The following is a 19475-nucleotide window of genomic DNA, read 5'->3' as shown; positions in this document are numbered from 1 at the left end:
TGCCGGGCCGTTCCGCTGCGTGTTCTCCAGCTCAGCCGGGCACTTCGCCGGCCGCCTGGTCCTCCGGCCGGACTTCGCGCCATCCCGACGGCAGCTCGACCTGGTCGGTCACCTGCTGCCAGAACGTCCAGCTGTTGCCGCCGGGATCGGCGACAGTGAAGATCCGCGCGCCGTAAGGCTGGTCCTGCGGCGGTTCCGGCGCGTCGTCGTCGCCGAGCGCCGCGCAGACCCGCTCGTATTGCGCGTCGACGTCGGTCACGTACACGACGTTCAGCTGCCCGACCGGCCCTTCGACCCCCTTGGCTTCCCAGTATTCGGGACCCACCCCGGCCAGCTGGACGCGCGCGTCGCCCGCGCAGAGCGTCGCCTGGAAAACCTCGCCCGCCCCGTCCTCGAAGCGGACTTCCTCGGTGAAGCCGAACACCCTGGTCAGCCACGCGAGCGCGGCGGTCGCATCGCTGTAGTAGAGGTACGGCGCCAGTCCCACGTAACCGGGTTCCTGATCGCTGCTCATGGCGGAACAGTCCATCACGACTCGTCTGACGGTCGTGCAACGCCCTCCGCGCCGGTATCGTGAAGCGACCATGACGGACGCCGCAGCAGCCCCCGAACCCGACGGCGAATCGCGCTTCCGCAGGTTCCGCAACGCCGAGCACCTGGTCGCCCGGCGACGCCCGCTCGACGCGCTCAAAGAACTCGAACCCCTGCTCGCCGACGAGCCGGACAAGCCGAGCGTGCAACTGCTCGCCGGGCGCGCGTACTTCCACTCCGCCCAGCTGCGCCGCGCCGAACACGCGTTCACCCGCGTACTGGAGCTGGACCCGACCGACCACTACGCCCGGTTCGTGCTCGGCCGCACCCTCCAGCGCCTCGGCCGTTTGGCCGAGGCGCTCGCACAACTGCGGATGGCGTCGGCGATGAACCCGGTGCCGGAGTATCTCGAAGCGATCAGCGAGGTCAGGGCGAGGATCACGCTCAGCGACCGCTGACCCCGCCCGTCCCGAACGTGCACCCGCGCAGGCACTCGCGGGCACCCGCCGGATCCAGCGCGGTCCCGGCGCGTCTTCTGAAGTGAACAGGGCAGAGGGGAAGCCTGGCCATCCGGCGACCCGGCTCGGCCGGTCGGCCGATCCGGGCAGACCGGGCGAAGCGCGATCCTTGGTGTCATCACAGAGAGCGATTTGAGGAGGCCGACATGACCGCGCTGACCGTGATCGGAGCCACCGCCGGGCTGCTCGTGCTGGTGCTGATGGCGCTGGCGCCGGCACTCGTCGAACTGAACGAACGCCACCCGGTCCAGCCGCGCAAGCAGCCGGTGCGCGCTGAGACTCTGGCGCAGAAGACGGTGCGTGTGAGCGCCGCGCTGCCGACCCACTGACTGCCGCCAGCTCAGCCGACCGCTATACGAAAGCAAGCCAGCACATTCCGGCTTAGTGCCCGATTCGCCGAAAGCAGAACGAGCGAACCGCCGCACCCGAAACAAGACATCGACCGGGGCAGCGAAACCGCCCGGACAACGAGCCCCGCTCAGGGCGCGACGCTCTCCTCCGCGTAAGAATCCGCCGCAGTGAAGACGTCCTGTACGTAGTTGACCGCCGGGTTGTAGAGCAGCATCGCCTTCCACCAACCCGCCGGGGCGCCCAGGTCGTCGTCGCCCGAGCAGAGGTAGCGGGCCGCCGTGAAGGCCGCGTCGTCGAGGTTGCCGGGGTCGGCGGCTTTGCCGTCGCCGTTCGCTCGTTGGGCGTGTTTGTGCCACGCGGCAGGCATGATCCGCAGCGGGCCTACGCGGTGGTCGGCACTGCGGTCGCCGTCGAGTTTTCCGGCGTCGGTGTCCGGGCCTTCGGCTGGGCCGAGGTTGACCGGCATCGTGCCGTCCGGGCCGGGTTTTTCCGTTCCGAAGGACAGGTTTCCGATCGCGGCGAGCGTCGCCCACGACAGGTGGCATGACGGTTTCTGCCGCTGCATCCACATTTCCGCGCGCCCGTACGCGGCGAGCACGCGCGCGTCGAGCCGCGTTTTTCCGGCTACCCGGGTGGCCCACGCGTCCAGTTCCGCTTGGTCGGACACGAGCGGGCGGTCCGGCGGGGCGGCCAAACCGACCCGCGGGGCTTCGGAGCCGGGTTGCGGGCGCGGCTCCGTTTTGGCCGAGACCGGCGGCGGGGCGGCCGCGGCGGGTGGCGCGGGCGGGTTCGGGTTCCGGATCCCGATGGTCACCACCAGCACGACCCCGGTCAGCACCAGACCCAGCGCGAACGCGATGCGGCTCGGATAACGGCGCGGTGGAGACGGCGTAATGGTCGGCTGAGTGGTATCGGCCACTCGGACAGGTTACTGATGAACCCGCGAGGGGGACGCTGGACTGGGCGAATGGCAAGCGGATGGTTAACTCCATGCCCGAGAAGCCCAGGTCACACAATTCGTTACGTGACCCCTCGGCGACGCTCTGACCTGCGGTTACCCTAACCTAACTCCCCACGGAACGTCGTTTTGCCCATTTTGCCGGACCCGGTCAGCGAACTTCCCTCTGGACTTACAGGCAAGCCTTACCTAAAAACATCAGGTCAGGTAGTCGAAGGAGGGCTGAACAGTGGTGTTTTCCAGCGCGCTCATCGGGCTGCGCGAAGGCCTCGAAGCCGCGCTCGTGGTGAGCATCCTGGTCGCCTTCCTGGTGAAGACCGAACGACGGCACGCGCTGCGGTTCGTGTGGCCCGGGGTCGGCGCGGCGGTGCTGCTGTCGATCGGGGTCGGCGCGATCCTCACCTACAGCACCGCGCAGCTGAGTTTCGAGCATCAGGAACTGCTCGGCGGCAGCCTTTCCATCGTCGCGGTCGTCTTCGTCACCGCGATGATCTTCTGGATGCGCAAGGCTTCCCGGCACATCGCGGCCGAATTGCGCGGGAAGATGGAGGACGCGCTCAAGGTCGGCCCGGCGGCGGTGCTGCTGCTTTCGTTCCTCGCGGTGGGCCGCGAAGGGCTCGAAACCGCCGTTTTCTTCTACTCGGCCGTGCAGACCGCACAATCCGACACCCTGCAGCCGCTCGTCGGGTTCGTGGTCGGGATCGCCGCCGCGATCGTGCTCGCCTATCTGCTCTACCGCGGCGCGGTGCGGTTCAACCTGGCGAAGTTCTTCACGATCACCGGCGTGCTGCTGGTGTTCGTCGCCGCCGGCGTCCTCGGCTACGGCCTGCACGACCTGCAGGAAGCCGGGTTCATCCCCGGACTGACCACGCTCGCCTTCGACGCGTCGAGCACGCTGCCGGAGACCTCCTGGTACGGCGCGCTGCTCAAGGGGATCTTCAACTATTCGCAGCAAACCACTGTGCTGCAAGCGATCGCGTGGGTCGCCTACGTGGCGATCGTGCTGCCGCTGTTCCTCAAGCCCGCCCGCAAGAACAAGACCGAAGCGGCTCCGGCCGCTCCGGCCGCCGCCAAGGAGTGACCGTGCCCCAGTTCCGCAAAACCTCGACGGCTGTGCTCACCGGCCTCGGCGCGCTCGTCGCGCTGACCGCCTGCGACAGCACGAATTCCGCGTCCGGACCGTCGGGCGCGGCCTCGGGCGGGCCGATCAAGGTCGAGGCGTCCGACACCGCCTGCTCGGTTTCGGCGACGACCGCGGCCGCGGGCAACCTGACCTTCGAGATCGCCAACAAGGGCAGCAAGGTCACCGAGTTCTACCTCTACGCCGAGGGCGACCGGATCATGGGCGAGGTCGAGAACATCGCGCCGGGACTGAACCGGCGGCTCATCGTCGAGGTCCCGGCCGCGGGCAAGTACCAGACCGCGTGCAAGCCGGGCATGGTCGGCAACGGCATCCGCGGCGACTTCACCGTCACCGGCGGCGCGCAGAGCCAGAACAGCGCCAGCGCGCAGAAAGCCGCGGCCACCAAGAGCTACGCGACCTACGTCGAGAACAACAGCTCGGCGCTGGAGACCGAAACCGCGAAGTTCGTCGCCGCGGTCAAGGCGGGCAAGGTCGACGAGGCGAAGGCCGAATACGCCCGCACCCGCGTTTTCTACGAGCGGATCGAGCCGGTCGCGGAGAAGTTCGGCGACCTCGACCCGGCCATCGACGCGCGCGAGGCCGACCTCGAACCCGGCCAGCAGTTCACCGGTTTCCACCGGCTGGAGAAAGACCTGTGGAGCACCGGCCTGAAGCCGGACAGCCCGCAGATCGCGGACAAGCTGCTCGCCGACGTGAAGGCGCTGGTCGCCAAGGCGAAGACGCTGCAGCTGAGCGTGCTGGACCTGGCCAATGGCGCGAAGGGCCTGATGGACGAGGTCGCCACCGGCAAGATCACCGGCGAGGAGGAGACCTTCTCGCACACCGACCTGTGGGACTTCCAGGCCAACCTCGACGGTTCCAAGGGCGCGATCGCGGCGCTGCGGCCGATCATCCAGGAGCGCGACGCCGCCCTCGTGTCCACTTTGGACAAGGAGTTCGCGAACGTGCAGGGACTGCTGGACAAGACCCGCTCCGGGGACGGTTTCAAGTACTACAACGAACTCTCCCAGGACCAGATCAAGGCGTTCGCCTCGGCGGTCGACGCGCTGAGCGAGCCGCTGAGCAAGGTCGCGGAGGTTGTCGCCAAGTGACCGAGGAGGGGACGCGGGTTTCCCGCCGGAAGCTGTTCGGGCTGGCCGGCGCGGGAGTGGCGCTGGCCGGCGCGGGCGCGGCGGCCGGGGTCGGCATCGACCGGCTCGGCGGCGCCCCCGCCTCGGCCGCGGCGTCCACTGTGGACTTCCACGGCGAGCATCAGGCCGGGATCGTCACGCCGACGCAGCAGAACCTGCATTTCGCCGCGCTCGACGTGACCACGAAGGACGTCAACAAGCTCCGCGAACTGCTGCGCACCTGGACGGCCGCGGCCCGGCGGATGACCGCGGGCCAGGACGTCGGCCCGAACGGCGCGCTCGGCGGCTCCGCGCAGGCCCCGCCGGACGACACTGGCGAGGCGCTCGACCTGCCTCCCTCCGACCTGACCCTGACGATCGGCTTCGGCCCCTCGCTCTTCGACGACCGGTTCGGCCTCGCCGCGAAGCGCCCGCCGCAGCTGATCGACCTTCCGGCGTTCCCGAAGGACAAACTCGACCCGGCCCGCAGCGGCGGCGACCTGTGCATCCAGGCCTGCGCGAACGATCCGCAGGTGGCGGTGCACGCGGTGCGCAACCTGGTGCGGCTGGGCTTCGGCGTCACCGAGGTGCGCTGGTCGCAGCTCGGATTCGGGCGCAGTTCGTCGACGTCGCGCTCGCAGCAGACGCCGCGCAACCTGTTCGGGTTCAAGGACGGCACCAACAACATCAAGGCCGAGGACACCGACGTGCTCCGCGACCAGGTGTGGGCGCAGGCCGGCGACGGGCAGGCGTGGATGGCGGGCGGCACGTACCTGGTGGCGCGCCGGATCCGGATGCACATCGAAACCTGGGACCGCGAAACCCTCGCCGGGCAGGAAAAGATTGTCGGGCGCACCAAGGGAACCGGCGCGCCGCTCGGGCAGACCGGCGAGTTCGACCAGGTCGACCTGCAGGTCGGCGGCGAGGGCGGAGCCCCGCTGATCGCCGAGGACGCGCACATCCGGCTGGCCTCGCGCCAGACGCGCAAGGGCGTGCAGATCCTGCGCCGCGGCTACAACTTCGTCGACGGCTCGGACGGGGTCGGCCACCTCGAAGCGGGATTGTTCTTCCTGGCGTTCAACCGGGACACGCGCACGCAGTACGTCCCGATGCAGCAGGTGCTGTCCTCGAAGGACGCCATGATGGAGTACCTGCAGCACACCGGTTCCGCGCACTTCGCGATTCCGCCGGGCCTCACCCCGACGAGCAACTGGGGTGACGGGCTCTTCGCCTGACCAGTACAAACCTCCCGGCCCCGCCACTGCGTGGGACCGGTTGCCGGCGCCTTCCGGGCAAGCGACGGTGACCGCGTTCATCCGCGCGAGGTGAGGAGTTCGGTCGTGGTCGCAGTGGCACAGCCGCGGTTCGGGGTATGGGCGGTCGTCTACGGGTCGTGGGGCCCGTTCGATCATCCGGACGACCCGGTGGACGCCAGCTGGGAACGCAACCGGCGGCTGATCGTCGAGGCCGACCGGCTCGGGTTCGATTCGACGCTCATCGCGCAGCACGTGGTGAACCCGTTCGGCGACGAACTGGACCAGCTGGAGACGTGGACGTCCGCGGCGGCGCTCGCCGCGCTCACCGAGCGGATCGAGATCATCGCGGCGATCAAGCCGTATCTCGTGCACCCGGTGGTGCTGGCGAAGCAGGCGCTGCAGATCCAGGAGATCAGCGGTGGCCGGTTCGGGCTGAACCTGGTCAACGCCTGGTACAAACCGGAACTGGCGCGGGCGGGCATTCCGTTCGCCGAGCACGACGAACGGTACGAGTACGGCCGCGAATGGATCAGCGTCGTGCGCGGACTGCTGGCCGGCGAGCGGGTTTCGTTCCAGGGCAAGCACTTCCAGGTCGACGGGTACCAGCTTCGGCCCGCCGGTTCGGCACCGACGGTGTACGTCGGCGGCGAATCGGACCCGGCGCGGGCGCTGGTCGCGGACAAGGCCGACGTGTGGTTCATCAACGGGCAGCCGAAGGAAAACGTCGCCGGCCTGATCGCGGACGTCGCCGCTCGCCCACGGGCCGGCGCACCGGTCCGGTTTGGACTGTCCGCGTTCGTGGTGGCCCGCGAAACCGATGCGGAGGCGGAAGCGGAACTGGCGGCGTTGTGGGAACTGGCCGAGGCGGGCAAGGCGCGCTGGGAGGCGCTGGTCGCGGACGCCGATCCGAAGGCGGTGATGTTCCAGACCTTCGCGAAGTACCCGCACATCGGCACGAACGGCGGCACCGCGGCTGGCCTGGTCGGCAGCTACGACACCGTCGCCCAGCGCATCCGCGAGTGGGCTGACCTGGGAATCGAGACGTTTATGCTGCAATTTCAGCCCTTCGAAGCGGAGATGCGGCGGTTCGCCGAGCACGTGATCCCCCGCGTGCGCTTGACTTCAAGCAAGCTTGAACTTGCACGGTAGGTGCATGTTCACCGAAGCGGAACTCAAGTACCTGGCCGACCAGCCCCTCGCCCGGGTGGCCACGCAACAGCCGAATGGAACTCTGCAGGTCAGCCCGGTCGCGTTCGCCTGGAACCCGGAGACTCAGACGATCGACGTGACCGGGTACAACCTGACGAAAAGCCGGAAGTACCGCAACGTCGAGGCCAACGGCAACGTCGCCATCGTGATCGACGACCAGCCCTCGACGAAGCCGATGCGCGTCCGCTGCCTGGAGATCCGGGGCCGGGCGGAAGCCGTGCCGGACGCGTTCGAACCGGACGGCCACCTCGACGGCGCGGTCATCCGCATTCACCCGCACCGCATCATCAGCTTCGGCATCGACGACCCCGACCACGAACCGCTGGAGGTCAAGCCGAACAACCGGAACGTCTGAAGCCGCGCCGGTCCGCAGTCCCGCCCCTGCCCGGGGGAGGGACGGGACTGCGCCCGGCTTGCCGGTTCGCCGTGTCATCGACGAGCACCCGCCACCGTGTACGCCGCCGTTCCGGCCGCGAACACCAGCCCGGCTGTCCACCACGCCGCGGCCGAGTCCGCCGGTGCCATCGGCCAGGCCAGGATGTCGTGGAACTGACCGGCGGTACGCGGTACGAAGACCGCCGTCATCGCCCAGCCGAAGGGCAGCGTCCAGCCGAACTGGCCGCCGAACAGCGTGGCCGCCAGCCCGGTCAGGCCAAGCAGCCCGGCCGCGTTGCGCAGGACCCATCCGGTGTCCATCGGAGGATCGACAAATCCTTGTGCCGCAAGCATTGCTCCACCAGCCACCGCACCGATCAGCAGCAGATGCGCCAGTCGCCGGGGCGGCCAGCGGAAGGAGGCCGTGCGGTCCAGGTCGATGTCCTGTCCGCTAAGACCCACGCCTGCCACCGCGACCGCGGCACCGAGGCTGATGGTCGCGAGGAACGTCGACCAGTTGTCGCCGATCAGTGGCGGGAAAGCGGCGACGCAAAGCAACATCGCCGCCAAGGACACCGCGAGATGGCGCGAACGCACATACAGCACTGTCCACCGCATCAGCGCGCACCCTCCGTGAGGATCTTCAACGGGTCACCGGTGCAGGTCAGCTCCGCCTGGCGAGCGGCGGCCATCCGAGCGGTCTGTTCCGCCTCCGGCGCTGCCTTCAGGGCCGCCCACGCTGGGTCTGTTTGGGGCTGCAGCGGAGGCTGCCGACGCGAAGACGGCGGCGTATACGAGCCAACCAGCCATTGCGCCATCACCCAGCGCGCGGCGTCCTCCCGGTCGTTCTGCTCGCCGCCGTAGGACGCGGCGTGGCAGGGCGACGTTCCGGCGCCACTCAGCAGCGCCAGGGTGAGGCTCGAACCGCTCTTGTCCTGCAGCGCGTAGTCGTCCTGATTGATCAGCACCCGGGACGGGTCTCGCGGTCCGGCCCGGTTGGTCCGGAACGGCTCTGTCGACTCCTCGACGCGGGTTGGAGGGTGCGGCAGTTTCTCCAGTCGCCGCAAGGCTTCCTTGCCTGGACCGGATACAGTGGACAGCCAGTCCTCGTGCAAGCGCGTGACGCACACCGGACCGTCGCAGACGAGCGCGGCGGCCATTTTGTCCTGGACGTAATTGTCCGTCGACCAGGCGGGAAAGAGCGGCAACGCCACCGCCAGCCCGGCCGCTACCGGGAGCAGCGCGAACACCTTGGCGCGCGTCGAACTGGCCAGCAGCAACAGGATTCCCGCGGCTGTGAGGCCGAGCAGCCAGCTCAGCTGCCCGAATTCGACCGCGGGACTCGGCAGGTCGAACGGACCGTGCGGCTGCACTTGCCCGACGCCCAGCAGCACCATCGCGTTCGGCCCCGCTCCGTTCATGCCCGACACCTGCGCGTAGAACCCGCCTGCCAGCGCGAGCACAGCGAGCACCGGAGGGGTGATCGGATACGGCAGCAACCGGCCAAGGCCGAGCCCCAGTGCCACGCCCGCGATTACGGACAGCACGCCGAGCACCAGTTGCATCACCCACGCCGTGGTGAACAGCCCGCCCTTCGCGATGACCTGCCCGATCCCGGCGGCGACGAGCACCAGATAGCCCACCACCGCGGCGAACCCGAGCGCGAGACCGAGCGTGGCGGCTCGCTGCCCGGCGGGTCGCGGGGTGGAGCCGAACAGTTCGCCGACCCCGGCACGGGCGTCCCGCATGCCCTGGATCGCCGCCGCTCCGACGATGATCGGCCACATCAGCACCAGCAGGTAGCGCGACCACCGCACCGCGGTCAGCCACGTCGCGTTCCAGGCCGCGGAATCGTAGTTCCACGGGCCGCGCGAGAACACCAGCAAGCCAAGGCTCACCGCCAGGATCGCGATCGGCACCCAAGGCGCGATGGTGCGCCGGAGTTCGATCCGGAACACGCTCCTCACCACGACCCCTTCCCCTGCGCGTGGCCGAGCAGCGCCGAATAGCCGCGCTCGATCGGGCTGTCGCCGACGTCCGACTCGCTGCCCGCCGCGGCCAGATCAGCTGGCGTGCCTTGGAAAACCAGCTTCCCGGCGGCGAAGAGGACGACGTCCGAGCACGCCGCGGCGACGTCTTCGACCAGATGCGTGGACACGACGACACACGCGTCCCGGCCGATTTCCTGCAGCAGCTCGCGGAACCGCAGCCGCTGCGCCGGATCGAGCCCGGCGGTGGGTTCGTCGAGCAGCAGGAGCACCGGGTCGTTCACGATCGCCTGCGCGATGCCGACCCGGCGGATCATGCCGCCGGACAGCGTCTTCAGCTTGTCCTCGGCGCGTTCGGCGAGACCGACCCGCTCGATCGCGCGCTGCACCGCGCCCGGCACCTCCCGCTTGGGCATTTCCTTGAGCCACGCCAGATATTCGACGAACTCGCGGACGGTGAACCGCTTGTAGTACCCGAAGCTCTGCGGCAGATAGCCGATCCGGCGGCGCAGGGCGCGCTGGTCGAGGTGCCCCCCGACCGGCGCTCCGAGCAGCGTCAGCTTGCCTTCCGTCGGCCGCAGCACGGTGGCCAGGGTGCGGATCAAGGTGGTCTTGCCCGCGCCGTTGGGCCCCAGCAGCCCGTGCACGCCCGTGCCGAGCGCGAGGTCGAGTCCGTCGACCGCCATCTTCTTGCGGCCGACCCGCACTTTCAGTCCCTGAGCCTGGATTTCCCAGGCATAGGCCGCCGGAGCGACCTCGGCGGCTTCCACAGCCCGCATCGGTGTCCCCTCTCGTTTCCGTCAGTGCTGTGCAGCAAGCTGCGTGAAGGTGTTCCGGCGAAGCACTACGAACAAGGTCGCGACCGCCGCCGCCGCCAGCCAGCCCGGCCAGGCGACGTCCTCGAGCAGGACCGAGCCCCCGAACGCGACGCTCGGCACCACCAGCGCGCCGAGCCACACGCCGACCAGGATCGACGCCGCCCAGGCGACCCCGATGAACGTGCCGAGCGCGAGGGTCCCGGTGGTGAACGCGAGACTCGGCAGCAGCCCGAGTCCCATCCGCGCGCCGACCAGCCAGTCGGCGGCGAGCAGCACCGCCAGCACCGGCACCACGACCGCCGTGGTCCGCCGCAGGATCAGCTCCAGCCCGGCCCGCGGCGTGGCCGCGGTGAGTTCGTACGAGGGATCCAGCCCGCGGGACCACGCCGCCGCCACCCCGAAGACCGGCAGCACCGGGGAAAGCAACTGCACGAACGACAGTTCCTCGCGCAGCGACCGGTCGAGGTAGACCGACAGCGCGCCGACCACGAGGACCATCAACAGCCACGGCACCATCACCGGGGTCGCCCAGCAGTGCAGCCACGCCGCGGCCCGGCGCGGCCTCGGCCGCGGTGCTTCGGCGAGGTTCGGTTCCAGCCCGGCCCACACGATGTCCAGCAGACCGGACACCTCGGCGGTGGACGCGCCGGCGAGCCGCGCCCGGCAGTGCGAGCACTTCTCCAGGTGCCCTTCGATCGCCCATGCCTCGTCCCCCGGCAGTTCGCGCCCGGCGACATAGCCGGCGAGCATCCGGTCGGATACGTGGTGCACGGCTTGACCTCCTTCCGACAGTCCTGGTTTCACGACAACGCCTCCCGCATCGCGATCCGCGCGCGGCGGGCCCGGGTTTTGACCGTGCCCTCCGGCAACCCCAGCAAAATCGCGGTCTCCCGCACCGACAATCCGTCGAGCACCATCGCTTGCAGAACCTCGCGCAGTTCGGGCGCGAGACTGCGCAAGGCGTCGCCCACCGAATCGCCGACCGTGCCCGCCAGCGCCTCCTCTTCGGCGGCGGGCGCGGACAGCGATTCGTGCACTCCGGGCGGCGGATGCGCGTGGTGTGCCCGCCGCCGGAACGCGTCGATGAGCCGCCGCACCGCGATCGTCCACACCCAGCCCACGGCGGAGCCGCCGGCGACGACGCCCGCGAACGAACCCGCGGCACGCCACACGGCGAGGTAGGTCTCCTGCATCACCTCCGCGACGATCTGGTCGTCGGAACAGCGGTGGCGCAGGCGAATCGCGAGCCACGGCGACGTGCGGCGGTAAAGCTCTTCGAACGCCGCACGGTCGCCGCGGGCGGTGCGCCGGAGGAGGCGTTCCTCGTCCGGCTCCCTGGGTGGCTTGTGCTTCACACCCGGCAAGACGCCACCTCCGCGCTTCTGGTTCTCCAAAACAAGTGATCTGGATCACAGTGGAACCGAAGCGATTCGGCTGCCGGGGCCATCGTGCCCGGGCGACGACGGGGGCAGGGGCGGTTGGACGAGGTCTCCGTCGTTCGAGTGAGGACGGGTCAGCACGTCAACGCACGCAGGCGGCAGCGAACCACCAGCACGCGAAGAGCAGGCGGATTAGCAAGCAGCGCATCAAAAACGGCTCAAGCCGAAGGCCAGAACTTCCGCCAGCCCTCAGCCTCCAACGTCGACGGTTCGACCCCGGCCTTCCGCGCCGCCGCCTCCGCCGCGCGAATGTCGCGGGCGAACTGCTTCGCCACTGCCCGCAGCTCGCCCTCGGGGTCCAACCCGCCCCGGCGAGCGGTGGCCGCCGTGCGGAAAAGCTGGGCCGGGGCCGAGGAATCCTGCGGGAACAGGTCCAGCGGGATTCCGGCGCGGCCGCTGCGCTGCCCCAGCTTCCCGGCCAGGGCGACCGCGGGCTGGCCGAGCGCGACGCCGTCCACAATGGACTTGCGTTGCTTCTCGGCCTGCTTCAGTTCTTCCCACTTCAGTTCCTGGTGCTCGGCCGAGGCGATCCGGGCCGCGTCGGAGAAGACGTTCGGATGGCGGCCGACCAGTTTGTCCACCAGGTCGCGGGCCACGTCGTCGATGGTGAAGGGGGCTCGGCCGTGTTCGGCGGCCACGCGGGCGTGGAACAAGACCTGCAGCAGGACGTCGCCGAGTTCCTCGCGCAGGGCCGCGCGGTCGTTGTCCTCGATGGCTTCCAGCAGTTCGTACGTTTCCTCGACCAGGTACTGGCGCAGGGATTCGTGCGTCTGCCGGGCGTCCCACGGGCAGCCGCCCGGCGAGCGCAGGCGGTCCATGACCTCGACCGCTTCGACGAGCGGCGGCACCGGGGTTTCGATCAGCCGCGCCCCGGCGGCGAGCATCGCGGCCGCGGTCGGTTCGGTGCGGGAAGCGGCGAGCAGCACGATGTCCGCGTAGGACTCGCCTACCTGCGGGACCCCGAACTGCGCGGGGTCGACGTCGGTCGCGGCGTACACCGCGCTAGTGCGAAGCAGGGGCAGGGCGGCCGCGGGCAGCGTCGCGCCCCGGACCAGGACTACAGTGCCGGTCACTGCTGCGCCGGAGCACCGCCGCGCAGAGGCACGGCCACGCCCGTGACCTCGGCCGCACTGGGGGCGAGGTTCATGCCGACCGCGTCCCACACGCCGTAGCGGGGGTTGATTTTGAAGTCCACGTTGCCAACATACGGCTGGAGCATCCGCACGCCGATCGCACCCAGCTGAGCCGCGGTCGGCTGCTGGACCTGGTCGGTGGCGACCTTCGAATCCGTGGTCCGCTTCCGCACCACGGCGGTGACCCACCAGGTCGGCGCGCTCGCCGGGTTCGGCTGGAACGCGATGGCGGTGTTCGCGGGCACGCCGAACAGCACGGTCGCGGCGTCCTGCGGCGACGACAGCGCGGGGGCCTGCTGGCCGACGTTGCCCTGCGCGCCGCCCTGGATGTCGGCCTGGATCTTGTTCGGGTCGCTCGCGTATTCCTCGGCCTTGGCGATGGCCTGGCTGCGCGCGGCCTTCGGGTCGATCGACGGGGCCTGGCTCTGCGAGGTCGGCGCGCCGATGCTGGTGTAGTCGAAGTTCACCGACAGGGTGGGCAGGTACTTCAGCGCGATCCGCTGCTGCAGGTACTGATCGGTGATCGCCTCGCGGTGGTCGCGCAGCCGCCAGACGAGCTGGGTGACGGCCGCGGACTGGTCCTGCGTGACGGACTCGGGCACCGGCGACGCGAGCGGATCTTGTTGCATGGCCTCGCTGACGGTGGCCTCGTCGACCGAGATGCCTTCCTTCTGCGCGGCCTTCACGACGACCTGGTGCAGCAGCGTCTGCCGGACGATCTCGCGCCCGACCTGGTCGAGCTGGTGCCGCGAGGCGAGCTGCCGGGCGTACGGCTGCTCCTGCACGGCGCGGTCGAGCAGCGCCTGAACCTGGTCGATGGTGGTGACCTGACCGTCGACGACCGCGGCGGTGCCCACCTGACTGGGACCGGTGCCGCATCCGGCGAGAAGAAAAGCTCCGGCGAGAACGGCGCCCAGCGCACGGCGGCACCCCATGATCCGCATCACAGGCCCTACCCTCTCACATGGCCTCCAAACGCAACACCATCGAGGCATTCAGCGGGCTATTGTCGACATATGGACTCTTGGTTGTCGATCGAAGTCCTCGACGGGGCCTTCGCGGCGAGCGCGTGGCAGCGTGCTCACGGCGACCGGCTGACCGAGGCCGCGCTGACCAACGGCGCCGAACAGTGGGCGTGGCACGTCCACCGCTGGGGCGTGACGCTGGAGATCGAGTTTTCCTCGGAGGAGAAACGGGACCGCTTCCGGAACCTGCCCGCCGTGACCGCCGCTCTCGACGCGGTGCCGGACCCGGAACACGGCCTGCTCGTGTATCCGGGCCGCGGCGGCGGGTCGGGAGCCCGGGTGCCGCGACGTCCCCGGCCGTCGCCGATGTCCGGGTGCGGGGCACTGCCCGCGCCGGAGGAGGAGGTGTCGCTGCGGCTGGCTACGGCGGAACCGCCGGGGGTTGAGGTTTGCTCGGCGGGCTGAAGCCACCGCTTGGCCACGGAAAGGGTGCCGCTGCCGGATGGGCGCGGTGGTACCTCGCCGTTAAGCTCCGCCTCCGGCGGGTCGATAAGCCGAGGCATCACGCGGCTGGTCACGGCTGAACCGCCCGGCCTCGAGGCCTGCTCGGCGAGCTGAAGCCGCGAAAAGAACGCCGTGGCCGAGCGGACGCGGCGACAACTCGCCATCAGGACCGCCACGAGCACCGATACCGCACAGCAACAACCGTCGCCGCTCAAACTAGCTCCGCCTCGGCGACCAGACGCGAACCCGCACACCACGCGGCTGGCCACGGCCGAACCGCCCCGCCTCGAAGCCTGCTCCACGAACTGAAGCCGCGAAAAGCGAGCCGCCGCCAAGCGAAAGCGGCGACAACTCGCCATCCAGACCGCCACGAGCACCGATACCGCACAGCAACAAGCGCCGACACTCGAACTAGTTTCGCCTCAGCGACCAGACGCGCACCCGCACACCACGCGGCTGGTCACGGCCGAACCGCCCGGCCTCGAAGCCTGCTCGGCGAACTGAACCCGCGAAAAGCGAGCCGCAGCCAAGCGAAAGCGGCAGAACCCCGCCATCCAGACCGCCGCGAGCACCGATACCGCACAGCACCCGCGGCGGCTCAGGCGAGGCCCGCCGCACCGCTCATACCGCCGCCGGGGTTTTCGTCAGTTGTGCCAGCAGCTTCGTGCACCAGTCGAGCAGTTCCTGGTCACGCAGCACCGGCGCGCCCATCCGGCCCCCTGCTGGGCCTTCGGTCGGCTTCGGCACCGACACCGTGTTGGTGATCGCCTTGTACACCGCCTTGGGGTACAAGCGTTTCAGCCGCACCAGCTGCGAGTCCATCAACGGCAGCGGCGCGAACCGGATCGTGTTGCCCTGCGCCGCGACCTCGGTGACGCCCGCGGCGCGGCAGGCGTGCCGGAATGCCGCGACCGCGAGCAGGCGGGTGACCGGGGCGGGCGGCTGGCCGTAGCGGTCGACCAGTTCCTCGCGCACCGCGTCGAGGGCCGCGGTGTCCGGGGCCGACGCGATCTTGCGGTATGCCTCGAGCCGCAGTCGTTCGCCGGGGACGTAGTCGTGCGGGATGTGTGCGTCCACTGGCAGGTCGACGCGGACTTCGGCCAGTTCCTCGTCCTCCGCCGGCTCCGCCCCCGCGTGCCGGCGGAACGCCTCGACCGCTTCGCCGACCAGGCGGACGTACAGGTCGAACCCGACGCCCGCGATGTGCCCGGACTGTTCCGCGCCGAGGATGTTGCCCGCGCCGCGGATTTCGAGGTCCTTCATCGCGACCGCCATGCCCGCGCCGAGTTCGGTGTTCTGCGCGATGGTGGCGAGCCGGTCGTGCGCGGTCTCGGTGAGCGGCGCTTCCGGCGGGTACAGGAAGTACGCGTACCCGCGCTCGCGGCCACGCCCGACCCGGCCGCGCAGCTGGTGCAGCTGGGCGAGGCCGAGCATGTCGCCGCGTTCGACGATCAGGGTGTTGGCGTTGGAGATGTCCAGGCCGGTTTCGACGATGGTGGTGCAGACGAGGACGTCGTACTCGTTCTCCCAGAAGCCCTGGATGATCTTTTCGAGCTTGTCCTCGTTCATCTGCCCGTGCGCGGTGACGACGCGCGCCTCCGGCACCAGCTCGCGGATCCGTTTCGCCGCCTTCTCGATCGACGACACCCGGTTGTGCACGTAGAACACCTGGCCGTCGCGCAGCAGCTCGCGCCGGATCGCGGCGCCGACCTGTTTGTCGTCGTACGCACCGACATAGGTCAGGATCGGGTGCCGGTCTTCCGGCGGGGTGAGGATGGTCGACATCTCGCGGATGCCCGCCAGCGACATCTCCAGCGTGCGCGGGATCGGCGTCGCCGACATGGTGAGCACGTCGACGTGCGTGCGCAGCGCCTTGATGTGTTCCTTGTGCTCCACGCCGAACCGCTGTTCCTCGTCGACGATCACGAGGCCGAGGTCCTTGTAGCGGATGCCGGTCTGCAGCAGCCGGTGCGTGCCGATGACGATGTCGACCTCGCCGTCGGCGAGCTGTTCGATGACCTGGTCCGATTCCGCCTTGTGCGTGAACCGGGAAAGGCCCTTGATGGTGACCGGGAACGACCGCATCCGTTCGGTGAAGGTGCTCAAGTGCTGCTGCGCGAGCAGCGTGGTGGGCACGAGCACGGCCACCTGTTTGCCGTCCTGCACCGCCTTGAACGCCGCGCGCACCGCGATCTCGGTCTTGCCGTAGCCGACGTCGCCGCAGATCACGCGGTCCATCGGGACGCCGCGCTCCATGTCCGCCTTGACCTCGTCGATGGCCGCGAGCTGGTCGTTGGTCTCGGTGAACGGGAACGCGTCCTCCAGCTCGGACTGCCACGGCGTGTCCGGGCCGAACGCGTGCCCGGGCGCGGCTTGCCGGGCGGCGTAGAGCTGCACCAGCTCCGCGGCGATCTCCTTGACCGCCTTTTTGGCGCGCGCCTTGGTGTTCTTCCAGTCCGAGCCGCCGAGCTTGTTGAGCGTCGGCAATTCGCCGCCGACGTAGCGGGACACCTCGTCGAGCTGGTCGGTGGGCACGAACAGCCTGTCCCCGGGCTGGCCGCGCTTGGAGGAGGCGTACTCCAGCAGCAGGTACTCGCGGGTCGCCCCGGCGACCGTGCGCTGCACCATCTCCACGAACCGGCCGATGCCGTGCTGGTCGTGCACCACGTAGTCGCCCGCCTTGAGCGCCAGCGGGTCGACCGCGCCGCGGCGGCGCGACGGCATCTTCGTGTTCAAGTCCTTTGTGGACGATCCAGCGGTGGCGCCGCGGCCGGTCAGGTCGGCCTCGGACAGCACCACGAGCGCGCGCTCCGGCGAGACGAAGCCCTCCGCGAGCCCGCCGCAGGTGACCGTGACGACCCCGGCCGGCGGCACGTCCGCGAGCACCTCGACGTGTTTCGCCGGGACCTCGGCCGCCACCAGCTGCTCTACCGCGCGGCTGGCCGTGCCCTGTCCGGCGACGACGAGCACGCCGGTGCCGCCGGACGCGAGGTGCGCGCGCAGGTCGGTCATCGCGCGTTCCAGCTCGCCCCGGTAGCCGGGCGCGGGCTCGATGCCGACGCGGTACACGTCCGGGTCTTCGCTGGTCAGCTGGGTGAGCGTCCACCAGGGACGTTTCGTCTCCTGCGCGTGCGACGCGATCTCGGACAGCTCGCGGTACGCCGACGCGCCGAGGTCGATCGGGGCCTGCCCGCCCGCCGCCGCGGTGGTCCAGGAGGCTTCGAGGAACTCCTGCCCGGTGCGGACGAGGTCGGCCGCGCGGGCGCGGATCTTCTCCGGATCGGCCAGCAGCACGTGGCTGCCCTGCGGCATCGCGTCGGTGAGCAAGGCCAGTTCGCCCTCGCAGAGCACCGGGATGAGCGCCTCCATGCCCTCGACCGGGACGCCGCCGGACAGCTTCGTGAGCATTTCGGCCAGGTGCGCGTCGGCCTCGTACGTGGTGGCCAGCTCGGCCGCGCGCGCCTTGACGTCCGGCGTGAGCAGCAGCTCGCGGCACGGCGGCGCGGTGACCCGCTGGATCTCGCCGGGCAGCGAACGCTGGTCGGACACCGCGAACGCGCGGATCTCGCTGACCTCGTCGCCCCAGAACTCCACCCGGACCGGATGCTGCGCGGTGGGCCCGAACAGGTCGAGGATGCCGCCGCGGACCGCGAACTCGCCGCGCTTCTCGACCATGTCCACGCGCGTGTACGCCAGCTCGACCAGCCGTTCGAGCAGGCCCTCGAAGCTCTGCTCCTCGCCGACGACCAGGTCGATCGGCGCGAGCGAGCCGAGCCCGGGAGCCATCGGCTGGATGAGGCTGCGCACGGTCGCGACCACGACCCGCAGCTGCTCGTCGCCGGTGTGCAGGCGGTGCAGCACTTCCAGCCGCCGTCCGACCGTGTCCGCGCGCGGCGACAGACGCTCGTGCGGCAGCGTCTCCCAGGACGGGAAATCCGCCACGCGCTCGGGGCCGAGCAGCGCGCCGAGCGAAGCGGTCAGCTCGTCGGCCTCGCGCCCGGTGGCGGTGACGGCCAGCACCGGACGGCCCGCGCCGCCACGCTCGGGGTCTTCGGCCAGCGCGGCGGCCACGAGCTGCCGTACGGCGACAGCGCCTTGCAGTTCGAGCAGCGGGGCACCGGCGCGCTCGACAACACCGCGCAGCGCCGGGTCGGGAAGGATGGCTTGGAGGAGTCCGGACAGTACAGCGTCGGTCACCATCCCAGCCTACGTCGCGGCACCGACAAGTTTTCGCTCCCCGGCGATCACCTCCGCCAACAGGGGCAGTTGCCGCTCGACCGCGCCGGGCTCCAGGGAGCCGACGCGCAGCAGCACGTGTTCGGCTCCGGCCTCGGCATAGCGGCGCACGGCCGCCGCGACCTCCGGGATCGATCCGGTGACGGTCGCCTGGATGGTGCTGATCTGCGCCAACGGCCGCTGGTAAGTCGCCTGCGCGTAGTCCTCCAGAACACGATGGCCGCGACGCGGGTCGGCATCGACGTAGACGGTCAAGAACAGCGAGGGGGTCACCGGACGGTCGGCGGCGGCGCGGATCGTCGCGAGACCGGACGCGTAATCCGCCGGATCGGGTGGATACGGAAGCCAGCCGTCGTAACGGAGAGCGGTGCGGCGAAGCGCGGCCGGCGTCGCGCCGCCCAGCCAGATCGGCGGACCGCCGGGGCGTGCGGGCCGGACCGCCGGCGGCAGCCAGTCGTAGTGCAGGACCTTGCCGTGGAACGAGCGCGGCTGCCCGGTCCACAGCTCGCGCCAGAGCGCGACCACGTCGTCCAGATGCGAGAACCGCGTCCGGAAATCGACCCCGGCCAGCTCGAACTCCTGCTCGCTGAAGCCGGGGAAGCCCGCGCCGACGCCGACCGCCAGCCGTCCTTCGGAGATCAGGTCCACCGACGCGAGCGTCATCGCGGTCTGCACTGGATTGCGGTGCGCGGGAAGCAGCACGGCGGTTCCGACGGTGACCAGTTCGGTTGCCTGCGCGACCGCCGTGAGCAGGGTGAGCGGTTCGATCCGGGGGCGGGAAAGCGAGTCACCGGCCCAGATCGAATCGAAGCCGAGCCGTTCGGCTTCGCGGGCCAATGCGACGAGGGCACGCGGGGTGCCGCCAGCTTCGAGCTGCGCCTGTCCGGCGGGAAGAAGAAGTCCGAATTCCACGCCGCCGACAATCCAGCGCGGCCCGGCGT

The 19475-nt window shown here is 70.0% G+C and carries 19 protein-coding genes; 8 read left to right on the top strand and 11 right to left on the bottom strand.

Annotated elements, in window-relative coordinates; genetic code table 11:
* Nucleotides 1-31 precede the first annotated feature (31 nt).
* Entirely contained in the window at nucleotides 32-514 is a 483-nt protein-coding gene (locus F9C12_RS29390; RefSeq protein WP_409185010.1) for a VOC family protein, read from the bottom strand.
* A gap of 70 nt (nucleotides 515-584) precedes the next feature.
* On the opposite strand from F9C12_RS29390, the gene F9C12_RS29385 reads away from it, so the two are divergent.
* Both F9C12_RS29385 and F9C12_RS29380 read left to right on the top strand, forming a co-directional pair.
* Nucleotides 585-989 carry a tetratricopeptide repeat protein gene (locus tag F9C12_RS29385; protein ID WP_409185009.1) on the top strand — a complete coding sequence of 135 codons (405 nt, stop codon included), beginning with the start codon at nucleotides 585-587 and terminating at the stop codon, nucleotides 987-989.
* A gap of 206 nt (nucleotides 990-1195) precedes the next feature.
* On the top strand, nucleotides 1196-1378 hold the full coding sequence (locus F9C12_RS29380; protein WP_409185008.1) for a hypothetical protein: 183 nt from the start codon (nucleotides 1196-1198) through the stop codon (nucleotides 1376-1378).
* A gap of 149 nt (nucleotides 1379-1527) precedes the next feature.
* Here F9C12_RS29380 and F9C12_RS29375 read toward each other — a convergent pair whose 3' ends face one another.
* On the bottom strand, nucleotides 1528-2319 hold the full coding sequence (locus tag F9C12_RS29375; protein ID WP_409462513.1) for a murein transglycosylase: 792 nt from the start codon (nucleotides 2317-2319) through the stop codon (nucleotides 1528-1530).
* A 268-nt stretch (nucleotides 2320-2587) separates the two neighbouring features.
* Here F9C12_RS29375 and efeU point away from each other — a divergent pair, with 268 nt between their 5' ends.
* From efeU to F9C12_RS29350, 5 genes are all read left to right on the top strand, one after another.
* Nucleotides 2588-3439 (top strand): iron uptake transporter permease EfeU, encoded by an 852-nt coding sequence (efeU, locus tag F9C12_RS29370; protein WP_409185006.1) that lies wholly within the window; start codon nucleotides 2588-2590, stop codon nucleotides 3437-3439.
* A 2-nt stretch (nucleotides 3440-3441) separates the two neighbouring features.
* The gene (efeO, locus tag F9C12_RS29365; RefSeq protein WP_409462512.1) at nucleotides 3442-4593 is read left to right on the top strand and encodes an iron uptake system protein EfeO; all 1152 of its coding nucleotides are present in this window, start codon (nucleotides 3442-3444) and stop codon (nucleotides 4591-4593) included.
* On the top strand, nucleotides 4590-5846 hold the full coding sequence (efeB, locus tag F9C12_RS29360; RefSeq protein WP_409462511.1) for an iron uptake transporter deferrochelatase/peroxidase subunit: 1257 nt from the start codon (nucleotides 4590-4592) through the stop codon (nucleotides 5844-5846). The genes efeO and efeB overlap by 4 nt, the downstream gene beginning before the upstream one ends.
* Nucleotides 5847-5951: 105 nt before the next feature.
* Nucleotides 5952-7016, top strand: coding sequence for an LLM class flavin-dependent oxidoreductase (locus F9C12_RS29355; protein WP_409462510.1), 1065 nt, complete (start codon nucleotides 5952-5954; stop codon nucleotides 7014-7016).
* 4 nt (nucleotides 7017-7020) lie between these two features.
* The gene (locus tag F9C12_RS29350) at nucleotides 7021-7431 is read left to right on the top strand and encodes a PPOX class F420-dependent oxidoreductase (RefSeq protein ID WP_409185002.1); all 411 of its coding nucleotides are present in this window, start codon (nucleotides 7021-7023) and stop codon (nucleotides 7429-7431) included.
* A gap of 74 nt (nucleotides 7432-7505) precedes the next feature.
* Here the strand turns inward: F9C12_RS29350 and F9C12_RS29345 are convergent, their stop codons facing one another.
* The 7 genes from F9C12_RS29345 to F9C12_RS29315 form a co-directional block, all read right to left on the bottom strand.
* The gene (locus F9C12_RS29345) at nucleotides 7506-8069 is read right to left on the bottom strand and encodes a hypothetical protein (RefSeq protein WP_409462509.1); all 564 of its coding nucleotides are present in this window, start codon (nucleotides 8067-8069) and stop codon (nucleotides 7506-7508) included.
* The gene (locus F9C12_RS29340; protein WP_409462508.1) at nucleotides 8069-9418 is read right to left on the bottom strand and encodes a hypothetical protein; all 1350 of its coding nucleotides are present in this window, start codon (nucleotides 9416-9418) and stop codon (nucleotides 8069-8071) included. Before F9C12_RS29340 ends, F9C12_RS29345 begins: the two co-directional genes overlap by 1 nt.
* Nucleotides 9415-10218 (bottom strand): ABC transporter ATP-binding protein, encoded by an 804-nt coding sequence (locus F9C12_RS29335; RefSeq protein ID WP_409462507.1) that lies wholly within the window; start codon nucleotides 10216-10218, stop codon nucleotides 9415-9417. The genes F9C12_RS29340 and F9C12_RS29335 overlap by 4 nt, the downstream gene beginning before the upstream one ends.
* A gap of 21 nt (nucleotides 10219-10239) precedes the next feature.
* Nucleotides 10240-11028 (bottom strand): zf-HC2 domain-containing protein, encoded by a 789-nt coding sequence (locus F9C12_RS29330; RefSeq protein ID WP_409462506.1) that lies wholly within the window; start codon nucleotides 11026-11028, stop codon nucleotides 10240-10242.
* A gap of 29 nt (nucleotides 11029-11057) precedes the next feature.
* A complete protein-coding gene (locus F9C12_RS29325; RefSeq protein ID WP_409184997.1) occupies nucleotides 11058-11612 on the bottom strand; it encodes an RNA polymerase sigma factor in 555 nt (184 codons plus the stop codon).
* Between the two features lie 242 nt (nucleotides 11613-11854).
* Complete coding sequence (locus F9C12_RS29320; RefSeq protein WP_409462505.1) at nucleotides 11855-12769, bottom strand: MazG family protein; 915 nt, start codon at nucleotides 12767-12769, stop codon at nucleotides 11855-11857.
* Nucleotides 12766-13764 carry a hypothetical protein gene (locus tag F9C12_RS29315; protein ID WP_409462504.1) on the bottom strand — a complete coding sequence of 333 codons (999 nt, stop codon included), beginning with the start codon at nucleotides 13762-13764 and terminating at the stop codon, nucleotides 12766-12768. The genes F9C12_RS29320 and F9C12_RS29315 overlap by 4 nt, the downstream gene beginning before the upstream one ends.
* Before the next feature lie 81 nt (nucleotides 13765-13845).
* Between F9C12_RS29315 and F9C12_RS29310 the strand changes: the two genes are divergently transcribed.
* Nucleotides 13846-14259 (top strand): hypothetical protein, encoded by a 414-nt coding sequence (locus F9C12_RS29310; protein ID WP_409462503.1) that lies wholly within the window; start codon nucleotides 13846-13848, stop codon nucleotides 14257-14259.
* A gap of 660 nt (nucleotides 14260-14919) precedes the next feature.
* Here the strand turns inward: F9C12_RS29310 and mfd are convergent.
* The gene (mfd, locus tag F9C12_RS29305; protein WP_409462502.1) at nucleotides 14920-18498 is read right to left on the bottom strand and encodes a transcription-repair coupling factor; all 3579 of its coding nucleotides are present in this window, start codon (nucleotides 18496-18498) and stop codon (nucleotides 14920-14922) included.
* A gap of 6 nt (nucleotides 18499-18504) precedes the next feature.
* A complete protein-coding gene (locus F9C12_RS29300; RefSeq protein ID WP_409462501.1) occupies nucleotides 18505-19446 on the bottom strand; it encodes an LLM class flavin-dependent oxidoreductase in 942 nt (313 codons plus the stop codon).
* Between the last annotated feature and the right edge of the window lie 29 nt (nucleotides 19447-19475).

This window comes from Amycolatopsis sp. GA6-003 (assembly GCF_046267895.1).
GTDB lineage: Bacteria > Actinomycetota > Actinomycetes > Mycobacteriales > Pseudonocardiaceae > Amycolatopsis.
The sequence above is the reverse complement of the archived record's forward strand: the minus strand, read 5'-3'. Positions and strand labels throughout refer to the sequence as shown.